Genomic DNA, 15,837 nt, shown 5'->3' on the forward strand with positions numbered 1-15,837 from the left:
ACGGAACTTTAGGTTGGTTTTATGGCTTTAAATTACATCTTGTATGCAATGATAAAGGAGAAATAGTTGAGTTTATGCTTACTCCAGGCAATGTAGATGATAGAAAACCACTTCGAAATAAATCTTTTAATGATAAAATATTTGGTAAAATTTACGGAGATAAGGGGTATCTTGGAAAAGATTTATTCGATAAATTATTTGTAGATGGTATTCACCTTATAACAAAGGTTAGAAAAAATATGAAGAAAAAAGCTATGGATTTTATGGATCGTATTTACTTGCGAAAAAGAGCTATCATAGAATCTGTAAACGATGTCTTAAAAAATGTATGTTATATTGAACATACTAGACATAGGTCAGTTGATAATTTTATTTCAAATTTAATCTCTGGTTTAATTGCATATTCTTTTTTACCTAAGAAACCTTCTATAAAAATTGATAATATGTTACCTAATAAAAGTATAAGTTAAGTCGAACTCACGTAAGTTTAATAAAAATGTTCTTTATTTATCTGTAAAATTTTTATGAATAAAGACAACAAGCTATTAAAGAGAATAATTAATAGAGCTTTTTTGAAACCATATTTGAAATGTAAAAATAGAGTTTATAGATTATTTTCCTTTAAAAGCCTAGTTAGTTTTAGTTAAGCCTTTCTTTACAAAGATTGTTTATACCTAGTTTTATATTAAAAAAAACGCATAAAAGTTATAGCTACAAGTTTTATGCGTTTTTTTTAAACACTATACATTTTTTTTTCGCAAACATAAATCTGTTTGAAATAAGATCGATTTTATAGCTTATTTTTTTACTATTTTAATCATTAATGGTTTTTCTAAAAATATTTTGGTAATATAAATACCAGCGTTCTCATTTTCTAAACTTAAATTAATTTTACCATTTTTAACCTTATGTTTTTTATTAGAAATAAGCTTACCTGTTATGGAATATATATGAACCAATACATCAACCTTAGAACTTGATATCTTAATTTCAAATTGATCACTAGTTGGGTTAGGAAAGGCTTTGATACTATTTAGGCTTTGTAATAAATTGTCATTAATAGAAAGTGATTCATTATTAATAGTAAAATCTAAAATACCACTACCATAAGTTGAAAACCTTACAATATCTTTAGACTTAATATATTGAGCATCTGTAAAAGCAGTAAGACTAGGCACGTCATCTCCATCCATTTTATACCATCGATCTTCTTCAGCAGAGTACACCCAAGCTCCACTAAAATTACAGGCAGCAAAAATATATTTACCAGTTGGATCTACAGTAAAGTCCATAATTCCACTTACATTAAGTCCTGTATTATGATTTGTAAATGTTATACCACCATCATTAGAAATTAAAAAATTATTTCCTCTTCCTGCATAGTAAACTACATTTTCATCTTTCGGGCTTGCCACGATAACTTGCCTTTGTTTGGTATGCCTATCAAGTTGCCCTGGCATAGTTCCTGAATAACTTGTTTGAGTAAAAGTAGCCCCTCCATCTGTAGAGTAAAAGAATTCTCCAGTTTTTAATCCTACATACCATCTACTTTTATTAAAGGATGAATAATTAAAACTTACAACACTACCTGGAAAAGTATATGGATGAATTGTTCTTAGTAATGTACTACCAGTGTAAGTAATTTTTTCTAATCGATTTTGACCTGTAGGAATATAAATTGCATCTTCAGTTTCGTCAGGTGAAGGAATCATACTTGTTGCCCACCAACTATCATAAAAATCTTTTCTAGTTACTGTACCGTAATTACCACCATTTGTTGTACTTGCTCTACCAATAGTACCAAACCAATACCAAAACCAAACTGACGATTCATTTTTAGAGAAGGCAACTCTAAAAACATCTGTATTAGCCTCTCTATCTGCATTATAATAGCCATTTACAGAAGGGGTGTCTAAAAAACTTTGTGATCCTCTGTCTTGATTTGCAGTATATATTCTGTCATGAACTTCACTTGTAATAGCATCATAAGCAAGAATATTAGGACTTCCTCTATTAACACTTTTCCAAGAACTCCAATCAGCTGGATCTGATGTGTAATAGCTCCCAAAATGCATCCCTGCAAAAGTAAAACTACCTCCACCTTCTTTATCTGATATTCTTAAATGTTCTAAATCCCAAACATAAGTAGTTGGACTTAATCGATGGCGATTTGCTGCAAAAGTAGCCCCAAAATCTTGAGACATAAATAAGTCTACAAATCCTTTAAAAACAATATTTGGTCTTGTAGGGTGAACACCTACTATATTCCTATCATTATTCGTATTGGTATGTTGCCAGGTTTCTCCTTCATCATTTGAGTAATAAATATTTCTATTCCCATCACTAACATAAAAATAAAAACGTCCACCAACTAAGGTTCCATGCAAAGTATCTAAGCCAGGGAAGGTTTGTGTTGGTTGTTTTATTAAAGAAAAATCTGTGTCATCTGCACCTAATTTAAAAATAAATATTTTAGAGTCGCTAATTCTTCTTACAAAGGCATAAATACTATTGTCATTATGAGGCTTGGTTGTATTTACCTCAAAAGAACTTCTAGCAAATTTAAAACTAGACTCTCTATAATTTAAACCATAATCATCTGAAATGAAGAGTTTATCAAAACCAGCACCCCCTTCAAGGTTTCCACCATGAGCAACCACTCTTCTTCCTGTTGGTGTTTTTACAACATGAGTTTTAAAGTTTAAAGAACTTTGAAACAAAGCCCCATTTGCTGTTGTCCAAGTTCTTCCCTCATCATCAGAAAATTCCATACCTCCATCTGGCTGCTGAAATACAAGACGAAAACTATTGTCTGGTAAATTAACACCGTTTAAAACTAAGCCTCTAAAATTTAAACTCGTACTTCCTAAAAAATTACGTTTATGATTTCTAAGTGACCATTTTATGCTTTTTGATTCATCAATTTTATAAATATGACCTGGTCTAGACAATATAAACATTTCATCGTTTACAGGATCATAAACGGAACCTAGAGCATCAGAACCTCCTTCATTGTATCCTGGCCCATTAGCAGAAGTCATGTGTACATATTTCTGACTCCAACTTCCAGTAACTCTATTATTGGCATAAGAATAACTTGGTAAATCAGAAAAATATTCTACTTTTCTATTTGGTTGTTTTGTACTATAGTCTGTAAACTGATAACCTGAAGCTTCTATATCTGATCTCCACTTTGTGTAATCAATTAATTCTTTTTCTTCTAATTTAGAAGGATCAAAAGGAGCTGGCTCAGGATTTTTAATTTTAGGTCTTCCTTTCTTTTCTTTAAATTCATCTCCTACTTTTTTAGGAATTTCGTTTTGAAAGAAACTGTAGTAGACAAAAGAGGCTATTAAAATTGATAAAATAGCTAGAAGTAAGTTGCTTTTTTTCATAATATACTATTTAAAAGATATAACTTATCAGGTATCTAATAATAAAGTTACACATCAAAATTAAAGCTTAGATTTTATAATACCATAGACGTTAAAACTTTAAAAATAGATAATATCACTTAAGTAGATTAAAGTGCTCTTAAAACACACTTTTAGATTAAGTAAAAACTGAGAATTTTATAAAATTTATTATAAATATTGATCCTCCATAGTATTTTTAGACTTTATCCACTTGATGCATAAAAACGTTTAGAGTACAATTTAGAGGTGTAAGAAATATTGAGTTTTTCCTTTTTATACTAACGAATATTTATGCGTAAAATGTGAATCTCACAACTTTTGGACTTGATCCTCTTAATTCCTAAATTTTCTAAAAAGTGTATAAAACAAAAAAGCATCTCAAAAAAATGAGATGCTTTTTGCGGTCTGGACGGGACTCGAACCCGCGACCCCCTGCGTGACAGGCAGGTATTCTAACCAGCTGAACTACCAGACCGTTGCTTTTAGCGGTTGCAAATATACAATGTATTTTTATATCTGCAAACATAAAATGAAAAAAAATTATTTATTTTTTTTTCTACTGATTAAATAAGCTGTCAAAATTTTATTGTACCCTTTTTGGATGTCTACTTGCACATAATCAATTTTATATTGTAAACACTTACTTTTCAGTTCTTTAAAATAATTATTTACAAATTGGGTATATTTTTCTTGAATATTTTCTGCATATACATTTATTTCTTCTCCTGTTTCTAAATCTACAAATTTTTTGGGAGCATTGTCAAAATTGAAATTAAATTCTGTTTCTGAGTCATAAGTATGAAATAAAACAACCTCATGTTTATTGTATTTTAAATGCCTTAAAGCTGCAAACAAGGCTTCGTTATCTTTAGATGGCTGAAACATATCTGTAAATAAAAAAATTAAAGAACGTCTATGAATTTTATCCGCAATTTCATGCAAATATTTATAGGTTTCTGTTTTAGCTGTTGAATTAGAAACTAATAACTTTTCTAATTGCCCTAATAACATACTTCTATGACGATTACTTCCCTTTTCTGGTGCATAATATTCATAAGTATCTGAATAAATACTTAAACCAACAGCATCACTTTGGCGTTTTAAAATTTCCATTAAAGAAGCAGCTGCAACAGATGAAAAACCCACTTTATTTAGATTGTTTAAAGTTTGTGTTTTTACCACAGGATAATGCATGGAGGCAGAATTATCTATAATAATATGACATCGTAAATTGGTTTCTTCTTCATACTTTTTAGTGTATAATTTTTCTGTTTTTGCAAACAATTTCCAATCTATATGACGTGTACTCTCTCCTTTATTATATAATTTATGCTCAGAAAACTCTACAGAAAACCCATGAAAGGGACTTTTATGCATACCTGTTATAAAGCCTTCTACTACTTGTTTTGCAAGTATGCCTAAGTTTTTTATTTCTGCTGATTTTACTTCGGATAAGTTCATACTATTTTTAAAGCTTTGTTTTGTTCTTATATTTTTAAAACTACAACTAAAAACTAAAGGTTATTCTAATAAAATACAAAAAAAAACTCTGACACCAAGCTTTTAGAGTGATTTGTTCAATTTATAATTTTTAATATGTTGCTTTACAACCTTATATTAACACCTAAAAATTTTAGAATAAATAATTTGAGATCACACTAAATAGCGTGGTTAGTTCAACTTACAGTTTTTAATGTGTTGCTTTGCAACTTTTAAAAATTGAGTTTCACTAAAATAAAAAAAGGTTTGACGTTAGCCAAACCTTTTGAATATAATAAAAAATAAATGTACTATATAGCTGCATCTATTTTACCTGTATATACGTTTTTAGGTGCAACACCTACTTGTTTATCTACAACTTCACCGTTTTTAAATATCAAAACAGTTGGTATATTTCTAACACCATATTTAGCTGCAAACTCTTGATTAGCATCAACATCTATTTTACCAACTACTGCTTTGCCATCATATTCTGTATGAATTTCGTCTACAATTGGTCCTACCATTCTACAAGGTCCACACCAAGCTGCCCAAAAATCTACCAATACTGGTTTGTCTGATTTTAATACTAATTCGTCAAAATTTGCGTCTGTGATTTCTAATGCCATCTTATATTTTTTTTAAAATTGTTGTTGTTGTTTACAATTTCAAAAGTAAACATTTTTTTTAGTTCTTTATTTTTAAAAAATTGCTTTTTACTATTTGTGTATCAATTGTTTTTATTAGCAAAATTTAATATTACTTTTTTAGTTGTTACTAAAATTAGTTTTAAATGTAATTAATTGCGTTAGGGATTGAAGCATTTGTTTGAGCTCTCACGCTTTTTAGCGTGAAGCGAGTGCGAAAAGCCCGCCCTTTTTAGGAACGCCCAAAAAAAAATTAAAACAATTCTTTTGCAATTGCCTTTATATTATCACTCTTACCCATAGAATAATAATGTAAAAACGGCACACCAGCCTCTTTTAGTTCTTTAGATTGTTGTATAGCAAACTCAATACCAACTTGTCTTACAGCCTTATTATCTTTACAAGATTCTACTGCTTCAATTAAATTTTCTGGTAGATCAATTTTAAAAACTTGTGGTAAAACCTGTAAATGTCTTTTTACTGCTATTGGTTTAATTCCTGGAATAATTGGCACTGTAATACCTATTGCTCTTGCTTTTTTAACAAAATCGAAATATTTTTTATTATCAAAAAACATTTGCGTTACCACATAATCTGCACCAGCATCAACCTTTTGTTTTAAACGTTTTAAATCGGTATTTAAAGATGGAGATTCCATGTGTTTTTCTGGATAGCCTGCAACACCTACACAAAAATCGTAATTATGCTCTACTTTTATATCATCATGCAGATACTTTCCGCTGTTTAAATCAGAAATTTGTTGCACCAAATCACTTGCAAAAGCATTACCTCCTTCTGTAGCTTTAAAATAAGATTCATCTTTTCTAGCATCTCCTCTTAACGCAACCACATTATCTAAACCTAAATAATGGCAATCTACCAAAACATATTCTGTTTCTTCTTTTGTAAAACCTCCACATAATAAATGTGGAATTGCATCTACTTGATATTTGTGCATAATAGAGGCACAAATACCCACAGTTCCTGGACGCATTCTGGTAATTCTCTTGTTTAAAAGTCCGTTTCCTTTATCTACATAAACATACTCTTCTCTAGAGGTTGTAACGTCTATAAAAGGTGGATTAAACTCCATTAAAGGATCTATATTATTGTATAAATCTTGAATATTTTTTCCTTTTTGTGGTGGTATTACTTCAAAAGAAAATAACGTTTTACCGTTGGCGTTTTTTATATGATCTGTAACTTTCATTAGCCTCCCTTAATCCCTCCAAAGGAGGGAAAATGTTGCGGGTTATTTTATGTTAATATTTTATACTTTTTAAATCTATTTCTTTTAACTAATAGTTTTCAATCGAGTTTTCCTTCCCTTTGGGGAAGGTTAGGATGGGTTTTTTAGTAACTTTTTTACGTCTTCAAAGTCTTCTTTGTATTCCCAGTAAATCCATCTTCCATCTACATAATCTGTTAAAACATATTTTTCACTTAAAGATTTAATTCTTGAAACTGCTATTAATTTCTTTCCAAATTTATCTGCAGGAATTTGTACAATGATTTCTTTATTATTTTGATCATAACCATGAGAAATTACATAACTGCCTAGTGTTAATTCTATAAACTCCATATTTTATTCTTCTGCTAAAGCAGGATGTAACCACTTTTCTGCTTTTTGTTTTGTAATTCCTTTTCTTGTAGCATAATCTGTTACTTGATCATCTGTAATTTTACCCAAACCAAAATATTTTGCTTCTTTATTGGCAAAATAATATCCAGAAACTGCTGCTGCAGGCCACATTGCCATGCTTTCTGTTAGTTGGACTCCTATTTGGTTTTCTACATCTAATAATTCCCAAATGGTTTCTTTTTCTAAATGATCTGGACACGCAGGATAACCAGGAGCAGGACGAATACCTTTATAGGTTTCTTTTATTAAATCATCATTAGACAAGGTTTCATTTGCTGCATAGCCCCAATGTTTTGTTCTAATTTGTTTGTGTAAATATTCTGCAAAAGCTTCTGCAAATCTATCTGCAATTGCTTGTGCCATAATACCATTATAATCGTCTTCTTGAGCCCTGTAGCTATCTGCTAATTCTTGAGCACCAAAAATACCTACACAAAAAGCCCCCATATAATCTGTAAGACCAGAATCTTTTGGAGCAATAAAATCTGCCAAAGCATGATTGGGTATTCCTTCTCTTTTCTGTAATTGTTGTCTTAAAGTTCTAAAAACAGCAACTTCTTCTCCTTTCTTATGAACAGAAATATCATCTTCGTTGACTGTATTTGCTTCAAACAACCCAAAAATTGCTTTTGGTTTTAACAGTTGCTTTGCTATAATTTCATCAATCATAACTTTTGCTTCTTCATACATTATAGTAGCCTGCTCACCAACTACTTTGTCTGTTAAAATATCTGGAAATTTACCATGTAAATCCCAACTTCTAAAAAACGGACTCCAATCTATAAAAGGGACTAATTCTTTTAAACTCAATTGTTCTAAAGTTTGTATCCCCAGTTCTTTAGGTTTTACAATTTCAGAAGTTTTCCAATCAATTTTATATTTACGTTTGCGAGCTTCATTAATAGAAATATAACTTTTTTCTTTACCACGCTTTAAAAACTTGGTTCTAAATTCGTCGTAATTTTTCTTTAAATCAGCTACATATTTGTGAGACGTTTTCTTGTTTAATAAATCACCTACAACAGTTACTGCTCTTGAAGCATCATTTACATGAACCACAGCGTTTTTGTATTGTGTATCAATTTTAACTGCAGTATGTGCTTTTGAGGTTGTTGCACCACCAATTAATAAAGGAACTTCAAAATTTTGACGTTGCATTTCTTTGGCTAAATACACCATTTCGTCTAATGAAGGTGTAATTAAACCTGATAAACCAATTGCATCTACACGTTCATTAATTGCAGCTTCTATAATTTTTTCTGGAGGAACCATTACTCCTAAATCTACAATTTCGTAGTTATTACAAGCTAAAACAACACTTACAATATTTTTACCAATATCATGCACATCGCCTTTTACAGTTGCCATTAATATTTTACCTACAGGTTCTTGTTTGTCACCTTTTTCGGCTTCAATAAATGGGTTTAAGTAACCTACTGCTTTTTTCATTACACGGGCAGATTTTACTACTTGTGGTAAAAACATTTTTCCTGCTCCAAACAAATCTCCAACTACATTCATACCCATCATTAAATGCCCTTCTATTACCTCTATTGGCGCTACGGCTTCTTGCCTTGCCTGCTCAACATCTTCTATAATAAAAGCATCAATACCTTTTACTAAAGCGTGGGTAATTCTTTCTTGCAGGGAGTTTTCTCTCCAAGTTAAATCGACTCCTTTTTCTTTTTTAGAACCTTTTACAGTTTCTGCAAAATCTAATAAACGTTCTGTAGCGTCTTCTCTTCTATCTAAAATAACATCTTCTACATGCTCTAATAAATCTTTAGGAATATCATCATAAACCTCTAACAAAGCAGGGTTTACAATTCCCATATTCATTCCATTTTGAATGGCATAATATAAAAACACAGAGTGCATTGCTTCTCTAACACCATTGTTTCCTCTAAATGAAAAAGACACATTACTTACACCACCACTTACAGAAACATTTTCTAAATTTTCTCTAACCCATTTTGTTGCTTCTATAAAATCAACAGCATTTCTTCTATGCTCATCCATTCCTGTAGCAACAGGAAATATATTTAAATCGAAAATAATATCTTCTGATGGAAAACCTACTTTGTTTACTAAAACATCATAAGAACGTTTTGCAATTTCTATTCTGCGTTCGTAGTTATCTGCTTGCCCAACTTCATCAAAAGCCATTACAATTACAGCTGCTCCATAACGTTTAATTTGGGTTGCTTCCCAAATAAATTTTTCTTCTCCTTCTTTTAATGAAATAGAATTTACAACACATTTACCTTGTACAACTTGTAAACCAGCTTCTATAATTTCCCATTTAGAGCTATCAATCATCATTGGTACTCTACAAATATCTGGCTCTGCTGCAATTAAGTTTAAAAAACGAACCATTGATTCTTTTCCGTCAATTAAACCATCATCCATATTAATGTCGATAATTTGTGCACCTCCATCTACTTGATGTCTTGCAACATCTAAGGCTTCATCAAATTTTTCTTCTTTGATTAAGCGTAGAAATTTTTTAGAACCAGCTACGTTTGTGCGTTCTCCAACATTTATAAAATTACTGTTTTCGTTTAGAACTAGTGGTTCTAAACCAGACAATTGCATGTATTTTGTTTGTTTTATCTTCATTATTTATAATGTTCTACAATTGGAAAAGGTTTATAAACTTTATTTAGTTTATAGTTATTGAGTTGACGCTTTAATGAATATCTTTTATTTTTTTATGTTGATGAAAACCACCAACTAAAACTATTAACCAACAACTACTCTTGGTTTATATTTAGCAGCAATATCTGCAATTACCTTAATATGTTCTGGACTTGTACCACAACAACCACCAATAATATTGATTAAATCTTTCTTAAGATACTCTTCAATTTGCTCTCCCATTTCTTCTGGAGTTTCATCATACTCACCAAATGCATTTGGCAAACCTGCATTTGGGTGTGCAGAAACGCCAAAATTAGTTTTATTTGCAATCGCCTCTAAGTGAGGTTGCAATAAATTGGCTCCTAAAGCACAATTAAAACCTACTGTTAATAATGGAATATGAGAAACAGAGATTAAAAAAGCTTCTGCAGTTTGGCCAGATAAAGTTCTACCAGAAGCATCTGTAATTGTACCACTTAACATGGTAGGTATTTCAATATTTCTTTCGTCTTTTACTTCTTCAATAGCAAATAAAGCTGCTTTTGCATTTAAGGTATCAAACACCGTTTCTACTAAAAGTAAATCTACACCACCATCAATTAAAGCTTCTATTTGTTGTTTGTAAGCAATACGCAAATCATCAAAAGTAACAGCTCTGTAACCAGGATCGTTAACATCTGGAGACATGCTTGCTGTTCTGTTTGTTGGTCCTATTGATCCTGCAACAAAACGAGGCTTGTGTGGTTCTTTCTCTGTGAACTCTACAGCAACTTCTTTGGCAATTTTTGCCGATTGATAATTTAGTTCATAGACTAAATCTTCCATCTGATAATCTGCCATGGCAATGGTAGTTCCAGAAAAAGTATTGGTTTCTATAATATCTGCTCCAGCTTCAAAATATTTACCATGAATGGTTTTTATAGCTTCTGGTTGTGTTATTGAAAGCAAATCATTATTCCCTTGTAAAGGAGTTGGGTAGTCTTTAAAACGTTCTCCTCTAAAATCTTCTTCCGTAAATTTATAAGCTTGTAGCATAGTACCCATTGCACCATCTAAAACTAAAATTCGTTCTTGTAAAGCTTTGTAAATATTTGACATTTTTTGATGTTTTTATCAATATGTCATCAGGAAAAGTGAAGTTTTCGCTGTTATCTGTCTTTTTTAGTTCAAATAAATTTGATATAAAAAGTAGAATGTAGCACCTTTCTTAGAAAAAAAACAAGAGGTTGCCAAGGTTTCAACGGGTCTAATCCCTCAACCTTTCATGATAACATATCAATAAGTTTATGAACTTAAATTCGGTACAAAAGTAACGAACTTTTTTTTGTATTTTACAATTTAATCGTAAATATCTGATGATAAATAACGGTCTCCTCTATCACAAATAATAGCAACGACTACCCCTTTATCTATTGAGTTGGCAACTTTTATGGCAGTAGCAACAGAGCCACCACTACTCATTCCAGAAAAAATTCCTTCTTCCCTTGCCAAACGTATTGTCATTGCTTTGGCTTCATCTTCTCCAACTTCAAATACTTGGTCTATTTTATTCGGTTTAAAAATGGCTGGCATATATTCATCAGACCATTTTCTAATCCCTGGTATTTTTGCCCCATCTTTTGGTTGTGCACCAACAATAATAATGTCTTTATTTTTACCTTTTAAATAATCTGAAACACCTGTTATTGTACCTGTTGTTCCCATTGCAGAAACAAAGTGCGTAACTTCCCCTTCAGTATCTCTCCAAATTTCTGGTCCTGTAGTATTAAAATGTGCTTTGGGGTTGTCTAAATTATCAAACTGATTTAAACGAAAATAACCTTTTTTATACTTTAATTTTAATGCATGATCAATTGCACCTTCCATCCCTTTTTCTGCAGATGTTAAGATTACTTCTGCACCATAAGCACGCATTGTTTTTACTCTTTCTATGGTTGAATTTTCTGGCATTGTAAGCACCATATTTACACCTAAAACCTTTGCCATTAAAGCTAAAGCAATACCTGTGTTACCACTTGTTGCTTCTACTAAAGTATCTCCTTTTCTTATATTTTTTCTTTTGATAGCCTCAGAAATCATATAATAAGCAGCTCTATCTTTTACGCTTCCTCCAGGATTATTACCTTCTAACTTTAAAAGTAATGTTACTCCTTCCTTTTTAAATATATGCTGCGCTTCTACTAGAGGTGTATTTCCTACAAAATCTATGATACTTTTAGTCTTCATCTTATTATTTTTTTTGAAAAATATTATTTTCTGCTTGAACAGTTACAACAGAATTTTCTGGAACAGATTCTGTAATACAAACATTGGCTCCAATTACAGAATTTTTTCCGATTACAACATCCCCTCCTAAAATAGTAGCATTCGCATAAATTACAACGCCACTCTCTATAGTTGGGTGTCTTTTTGTAGATGCTAAACTCTTTTTAACTTTAATACCTCCTAAAGTAACACCTTGAAAAATTTGTACCTCATCTTTAATAATAGCAGATTCTCCTATAACAATTCCTGTTCCATGATCTATATGAAATGACGCTCCTATTTCTGCTCCTGGATGAATTTCTACACCTGTTACACCATGTGCAAATTCACTAATCATTCTAGGTAAAATAGGGATTTCTTGTTTTAATAATTGATGACTTAGACGATACACAGCAATTGCATAAAAACCTGGATATGCTAAATAAATTTCTTCTAAACTTTTAGCTGCTGGATCATTTTTTTCTGCTGCAATAGCATCTAAATCTAATTTACCTCTAATAGTTATAAAAGATGCTTCAAAAACATTCCATAAATCCTCTCCATTTTCAACGGATAATCTTTCTAAGATCTTTAAAAATTTAGCTTTTGTTTCTTGACCACTTTCTGTACAATGATTTACATCAAACAAATTATTAATTAATTGTTTTGTAAAATCACCTACAGCATCTCTTAAGCACATGCTGTAATTTTTAAAACCTATTATTCGTGTTGTTTCTTTCATTTTAGCCCTAAGATTCTGGTGCTAATGTTACTTCTAAACCTTCCATTGCTGGTGTCATTTGTATTTGACACCCCAATCTACTATTATCTTCTACATCAAATGCTTCTGCTAACATTGCATCTTCATCATCTGACATTTCTGGTAACTCATTATCTGAATTCACATAACATTGACAAGAAGCACACATTGCCATTCCTCCACAAATACCAATAGTACCTTCTTCAGCTAACTCGTAAGAACGAACAACTTCCATTAAGTTCATTGCCATATCTGTTGGTGCAACTACATCATGCGTTACTCCGTTTCTGTCTGTAATTTTTATATTGATGTCTTGCATCTTTATTTCTTTTATTCTGTATGTCTGCAAATTTACACAAACCTAACAATTATATTATCAACTAAGGTATAAAAAAAATCCTGCAAAGACTATAAAGTCCTCACAGGATATTATAACCAAATTTCTTAAATTAATCTATCGCTTTTACAACTGCTTTTGGTGCTTCTTTCTTAGTTCCATCAAAACCTTCTACACCACCAACTGTTGTGTATTTCATCACATATTTTTTATCTGGAAAAATTCTTTTATAAGCACTCTGACACATTAATGTTGCTTCGTGAAATCCACATAAAATCAATTTTAATTTACCAGGATATGTATTTACATCACCTATTGCATAAATTCCTGGTATATTTGTTTGGTAATCTAAAGCATTGTTTACTTTAATGGCATTTTTTTCAATTTCTAAGCCCCAATTTGCAATAGGTCCTAATTTAGGTGATAACCCAAATAAAGGAATAAAATGATCTGTTTCTAATGTAAAAGGTTCTTCTCCTTTTTTCTCTACAACAACACCTGTAACTTTATCCTCACCAACAATCCCTTTTACTTCTGCAGGAGTTATCATTGTAATTTTACCTAAATTTTTTAATTCTTGTACTTTTTCAACAGAATCTAAAGCTCCTCTAAATTCATTTCTTCTATGAATTAATGTTACTTCAGACGCTACATCAGATAAAAATATTGCCCAATCTAAGGCAGAATCTCCACCACCAGAAATTACTACTTTTTTATCTCTGTAAAATTCGGGTTCTTTAATAATGTATTCTACTCCATTATCTTCAAACTTTTCTAAACTTTCAATTTTTGGTTTTCTTGGCTCAAAAGATCCTAATCCACCAGCAATTGCTACAATTTTAGCATGGTGTTTTGTACCTTTATTTGTTGTAACAATAAAAGTACCATCGTCTTGCTTATCAATTGTTTCTGCTCTTTCTCCTAAAGTAAAACCAGGCTCAAACTGTTTTGTTTGCTCAATTAACTTATCTGTTAAATCACCTGCTAAAATTTCTGGATACGCAGGAATATCATAAATTGGTTTCTTCGGATAAATCTCTGAACATTGTCCTCCTGGTTGTGGCAAAGCATCAATTAAATGACATTTTAATTTTAATAAACCTGCTTCAAAAATTGTAAATAACCCTGTTGGCCCTGCACCAATAATTAAGATATCTGTTGTAATCATTTTTTAATATTTGCTTTTAGCTATTTGCTTTTAGCCGTTCGCTAATTGCTAACTGCAAAAAGCTAAAGGCTAATAACCTTTTATTTTTCTACTAAACTCTTTGTAAATTCGTTTAGCTGTTCTACTTTTTCCTCAAAGTTACCTTTGATGGTCTTTCTATACTCGTTTAAATTTTTTACTAAATCATCTACATTTTCTGGAATAACATCTTCAAAAAACTGACGTAATCTCTTAGCTGTTGTTGGCGATTTTCCATTAGTAGAAATGGCTACTTTTACATTTCCTTTGGTAACAATACCACCCATATAAAAATCACAATAAGGAGGATTATCTGCAACATTTACCAATTTTGCTTGTGCTCTACAATCTTTCCAAACTTGCACATTTACTTCTGGAAACTCAGTGGTAGCAACTACCATATGTCTTCCTTGTAAATATTTTTGTTGATACACATCTTTTACCAAAGTAACACAGCCTTTTTTTGCAAGCTCAATTGTTCCTTCTCTAAACATTGGTGAAACCATTAAAACTTTAGCATCTGGACTCGATTTTAACAAGAAAGTTAATTTTTCTTCAGCCACATTTCCTCCTCCAACAATGAGTACATTTAAACTTTTTGCTTTTAAAAAAATAGGATATAAATTATTTCTTTCCATTATTACGTTCTCAAAATGATATCTATTTAGACTTTTTATGTTTTAAAATATAAATTGACTAAAATTTATTACTTTTTTAATTCTACTAAATATTGTTGCTGAATATTTAAAATTGCTTGACGATGTTTTACAACTTCTCCTAAAACAATAATGGCTGGGTTTTTCAACTCCTTTTCTGCAACAATTTTCTCTATGGTATCAACTGTACCAATGCCTATTTTTTCATTATTTCTTGTTCCATTTTGAATAATTGCAACTGGTAAATTATTTTTACCTTCTGCTTGAAACAACTGTACTATTTGAGGCAATTTACTCATCCCCATTAAAACAACAACAGTAGCATTAGATTTTGCTGCTAACTCAATATCATTTGATATTTTGTGCTCTTTTGTAGTTCCTGTAATTACCCAAAAACTTTCTGCAAACCCACGTTTTGTAACCGGTATATTTTGACTTGCAGCAACTGCCATTGATGATGAAATACCTGGAACCATTGCTACTTCTAATCCAAATTTTGCAGCATATTCCATTTCTTCTGTACCTCTACCAAAAATAAATGGATCTCCACCTTTTAAACGAACTACATGTCCGTTTGACTTTGCCTTTACAACAATTAACTCGTTAATTTGCTCTTGTTGATATTTATAACAACCTCTTCGTTTTCCTACAAAAATTTGTTCTGCTTCTGGTTTTATATAATCTAACAATTCTTCGTTTACCAAAGCATCAAACAAAACAACATCCGCAGTTTTTAAAGCTTTAATAGCTTTTATAGTTATTAAATCTACATCTCCAGGACCCGCTCCTACAACTGTTAACTTTGGTGTTTTTAAGCTCATTTATTTTAT

The 15,837-nt window shown here is 31.1% G+C and carries 14 protein-coding genes, 1 tRNA gene and 1 riboswitch; of the genes, 1 reads left to right on the forward strand and 14 read right to left on the reverse strand.

Annotation, left to right across the window (positions count from 1 at the left end; genetic code table 11):
- Positions 1 to 470 (forward strand): IS982 family transposase (locus tag Q0731_RS00005; protein ID WP_299058454.1); only part of this gene is annotated, 470 nt, incomplete at its 5' end.
- A gap of 327 nt (positions 471 to 797) precedes the next feature.
- On the opposite strand, the gene Q0731_RS00010 is transcribed toward Q0731_RS00005, so the two are convergent.
- The 14 genes from Q0731_RS00010 to cobA form a co-directional block, all read right to left on the reverse strand.
- Entirely contained in the window at positions 798 to 3,395 is a 2,598-nt protein-coding gene (locus tag Q0731_RS00010; protein WP_299058456.1) for a T9SS type A sorting domain-containing protein, read from the reverse strand.
- 422 nt (positions 3,396 to 3,817) lie between these two features.
- Positions 3,818 to 3,891: transfer RNA gene (locus Q0731_RS00015), tRNA-Asp, on the reverse strand.
- A 65-nt stretch (positions 3,892 to 3,956) separates the two neighbouring features.
- Entirely contained in the window at positions 3,957 to 4,877 is a 921-nt protein-coding gene (locus Q0731_RS00020) for a DUF58 domain-containing protein (RefSeq protein ID WP_299058458.1), read from the reverse strand.
- Positions 4,878 to 5,206: 329 nt separating this feature from the next.
- A complete protein-coding gene (trxA, locus tag Q0731_RS00025) occupies positions 5,207 to 5,524 on the reverse strand; it encodes a thioredoxin (RefSeq protein ID WP_299058459.1) in 318 nt (105 codons plus the stop codon).
- Between the two features lie 271 nt (positions 5,525 to 5,795).
- Positions 5,796 to 6,752 carry a methylenetetrahydrofolate reductase [NAD(P)H] gene (gene metF / locus Q0731_RS00030; protein WP_299058460.1) on the reverse strand — a complete coding sequence of 319 codons (957 nt, stop codon included), beginning with the start codon at positions 6,750 to 6,752 and terminating at the stop codon, positions 5,796 to 5,798.
- 129 nt (positions 6,753 to 6,881) lie between these two features.
- Complete coding sequence (locus Q0731_RS00035; RefSeq protein ID WP_299058461.1) at positions 6,882 to 7,124, reverse strand: hypothetical protein; 243 nt, start codon at positions 7,122 to 7,124, stop codon at positions 6,882 to 6,884.
- Between the two features lie 3 nt (positions 7,125 to 7,127).
- On the reverse strand, positions 7,128 to 9,803 hold the full coding sequence (metH, locus tag Q0731_RS00040) for a methionine synthase (protein ID WP_299058463.1): 2,676 nt from the start codon (positions 9,801 to 9,803) through the stop codon (positions 7,128 to 7,130).
- A 123-nt stretch (positions 9,804 to 9,926) separates the two neighbouring features.
- Positions 9,927 to 10,922, reverse strand: coding sequence for a homocysteine S-methyltransferase family protein (locus tag Q0731_RS00045; RefSeq protein WP_299058465.1), 996 nt, complete (start codon positions 10,920 to 10,922; stop codon positions 9,927 to 9,929).
- A 47-nt stretch (positions 10,923 to 10,969) separates the two neighbouring features.
- Positions 10,970 to 11,098: riboswitch (SAM riboswitch) on the reverse strand.
- Between the two features lie 64 nt (positions 11,099 to 11,162).
- Positions 11,163 to 12,050, reverse strand: coding sequence for a cysteine synthase CysM (cysM, locus tag Q0731_RS00050; RefSeq protein WP_299058467.1), 888 nt, complete (start codon positions 12,048 to 12,050; stop codon positions 11,163 to 11,165).
- Positions 12,051 to 12,054: 4 nt separating this feature from the next.
- Positions 12,055 to 12,810, reverse strand: a complete 756-nt coding sequence (gene epsC / locus Q0731_RS00055) for a serine O-acetyltransferase EpsC (RefSeq protein ID WP_299058469.1) — start codon at positions 12,808 to 12,810, stop codon at positions 12,055 to 12,057.
- A gap of 7 nt (positions 12,811 to 12,817) precedes the next feature.
- On the reverse strand, positions 12,818 to 13,147 hold the full coding sequence (locus Q0731_RS00060; protein WP_299058471.1) for a 2Fe-2S iron-sulfur cluster-binding protein: 330 nt from the start codon (positions 13,145 to 13,147) through the stop codon (positions 12,818 to 12,820).
- Positions 13,148 to 13,277: 130 nt separating this feature from the next.
- Positions 13,278 to 14,333 (reverse strand): NAD(P)/FAD-dependent oxidoreductase, encoded by a 1,056-nt coding sequence (locus tag Q0731_RS00065; protein WP_299058473.1) that lies wholly within the window; start codon positions 14,331 to 14,333, stop codon positions 13,278 to 13,280.
- Positions 14,334 to 14,413: 80 nt separating this feature from the next.
- Entirely contained in the window at positions 14,414 to 14,989 is a 576-nt protein-coding gene (locus Q0731_RS00070; RefSeq protein ID WP_299058475.1) for a bifunctional precorrin-2 dehydrogenase/sirohydrochlorin ferrochelatase, read from the reverse strand.
- A gap of 68 nt (positions 14,990 to 15,057) precedes the next feature.
- Positions 15,058 to 15,828 (reverse strand): uroporphyrinogen-III C-methyltransferase, encoded by a 771-nt coding sequence (gene cobA, locus Q0731_RS00075; protein ID WP_299058477.1) that lies wholly within the window; start codon positions 15,826 to 15,828, stop codon positions 15,058 to 15,060.
- Positions 15,829 to 15,837: the final 9 nt, after the last annotated feature.

Origin of the sequence: uncultured Polaribacter sp., from assembly GCF_947497695.1 — a bacterium.
Taxonomy (GTDB): Bacteria; Bacteroidota; Bacteroidia; order Flavobacteriales; family Flavobacteriaceae; genus Polaribacter.

Excerpts from the sequence above, each read along its gene's own strand:
- Q0731_RS00070 (WP_299058475.1), bottom strand. The coding sequence starts at position 14,989 with ATGGAAAGAAATAATTTATATCCTATTTTTTTAAAAGCAAAAAGTTTA.
- Q0731_RS00045 (WP_299058465.1), bottom strand. The coding sequence starts at position 10,922 with ATGTCAAATATTTACAAAGCTTTACAAGAACGAATTTTAGTTTTAGAT.
- cysM (WP_299058467.1), bottom strand. The coding sequence starts at position 12,050 with ATGAAGACTAAAAGTATCATAGATTTTGTAGGAAATACACCTCTAGTA.
- Q0731_RS00020 (WP_299058458.1), bottom strand. The coding sequence starts at position 4,877 with ATGAACTTATCCGAAGTAAAATCAGCAGAAATAAAAAACTTAGGCATA.
- trxA (WP_299058459.1), bottom strand. The coding sequence starts at position 5,524 with ATGGCATTAGAAATCACAGACGCAAATTTTGACGAATTAGTATTAAAA.
- metF (WP_299058460.1), bottom strand. The coding sequence starts at position 6,752 with ATGAAAGTTACAGATCATATAAAAAACGCCAACGGTAAAACGTTATTT.
- epsC (WP_299058469.1), bottom strand. The coding sequence starts at position 12,810 with ATGAAAGAAACAACACGAATAATAGGTTTTAAAAATTACAGCATGTGC.
- metH (WP_299058463.1), bottom strand. The coding sequence starts at position 9,803 with ATGAAGATAAAACAAACAAAATACATGCAATTGTCTGGTTTAGAACCA.
- Q0731_RS00065 (WP_299058473.1), bottom strand. The coding sequence starts at position 14,333 with ATGATTACAACAGATATCTTAATTATTGGTGCAGGGCCAACAGGGTTA.
- Q0731_RS00035 (WP_299058461.1), bottom strand. The coding sequence starts at position 7,124 with ATGGAGTTTATAGAATTAACACTAGGCAGTTATGTAATTTCTCATGGT.
- Q0731_RS00060 (WP_299058471.1), bottom strand. The coding sequence starts at position 13,147 with ATGCAAGACATCAATATAAAAATTACAGACAGAAACGGAGTAACGCAT.
- cobA (WP_299058477.1), bottom strand. The coding sequence starts at position 15,828 with ATGAGCTTAAAAACACCAAAGTTAACAGTTGTAGGAGCGGGTCCTGGA.
- Q0731_RS00010 (WP_299058456.1), bottom strand. The coding sequence starts at position 3,395 with ATGAAAAAAAGCAACTTACTTCTAGCTATTTTATCAATTTTAATAGCC.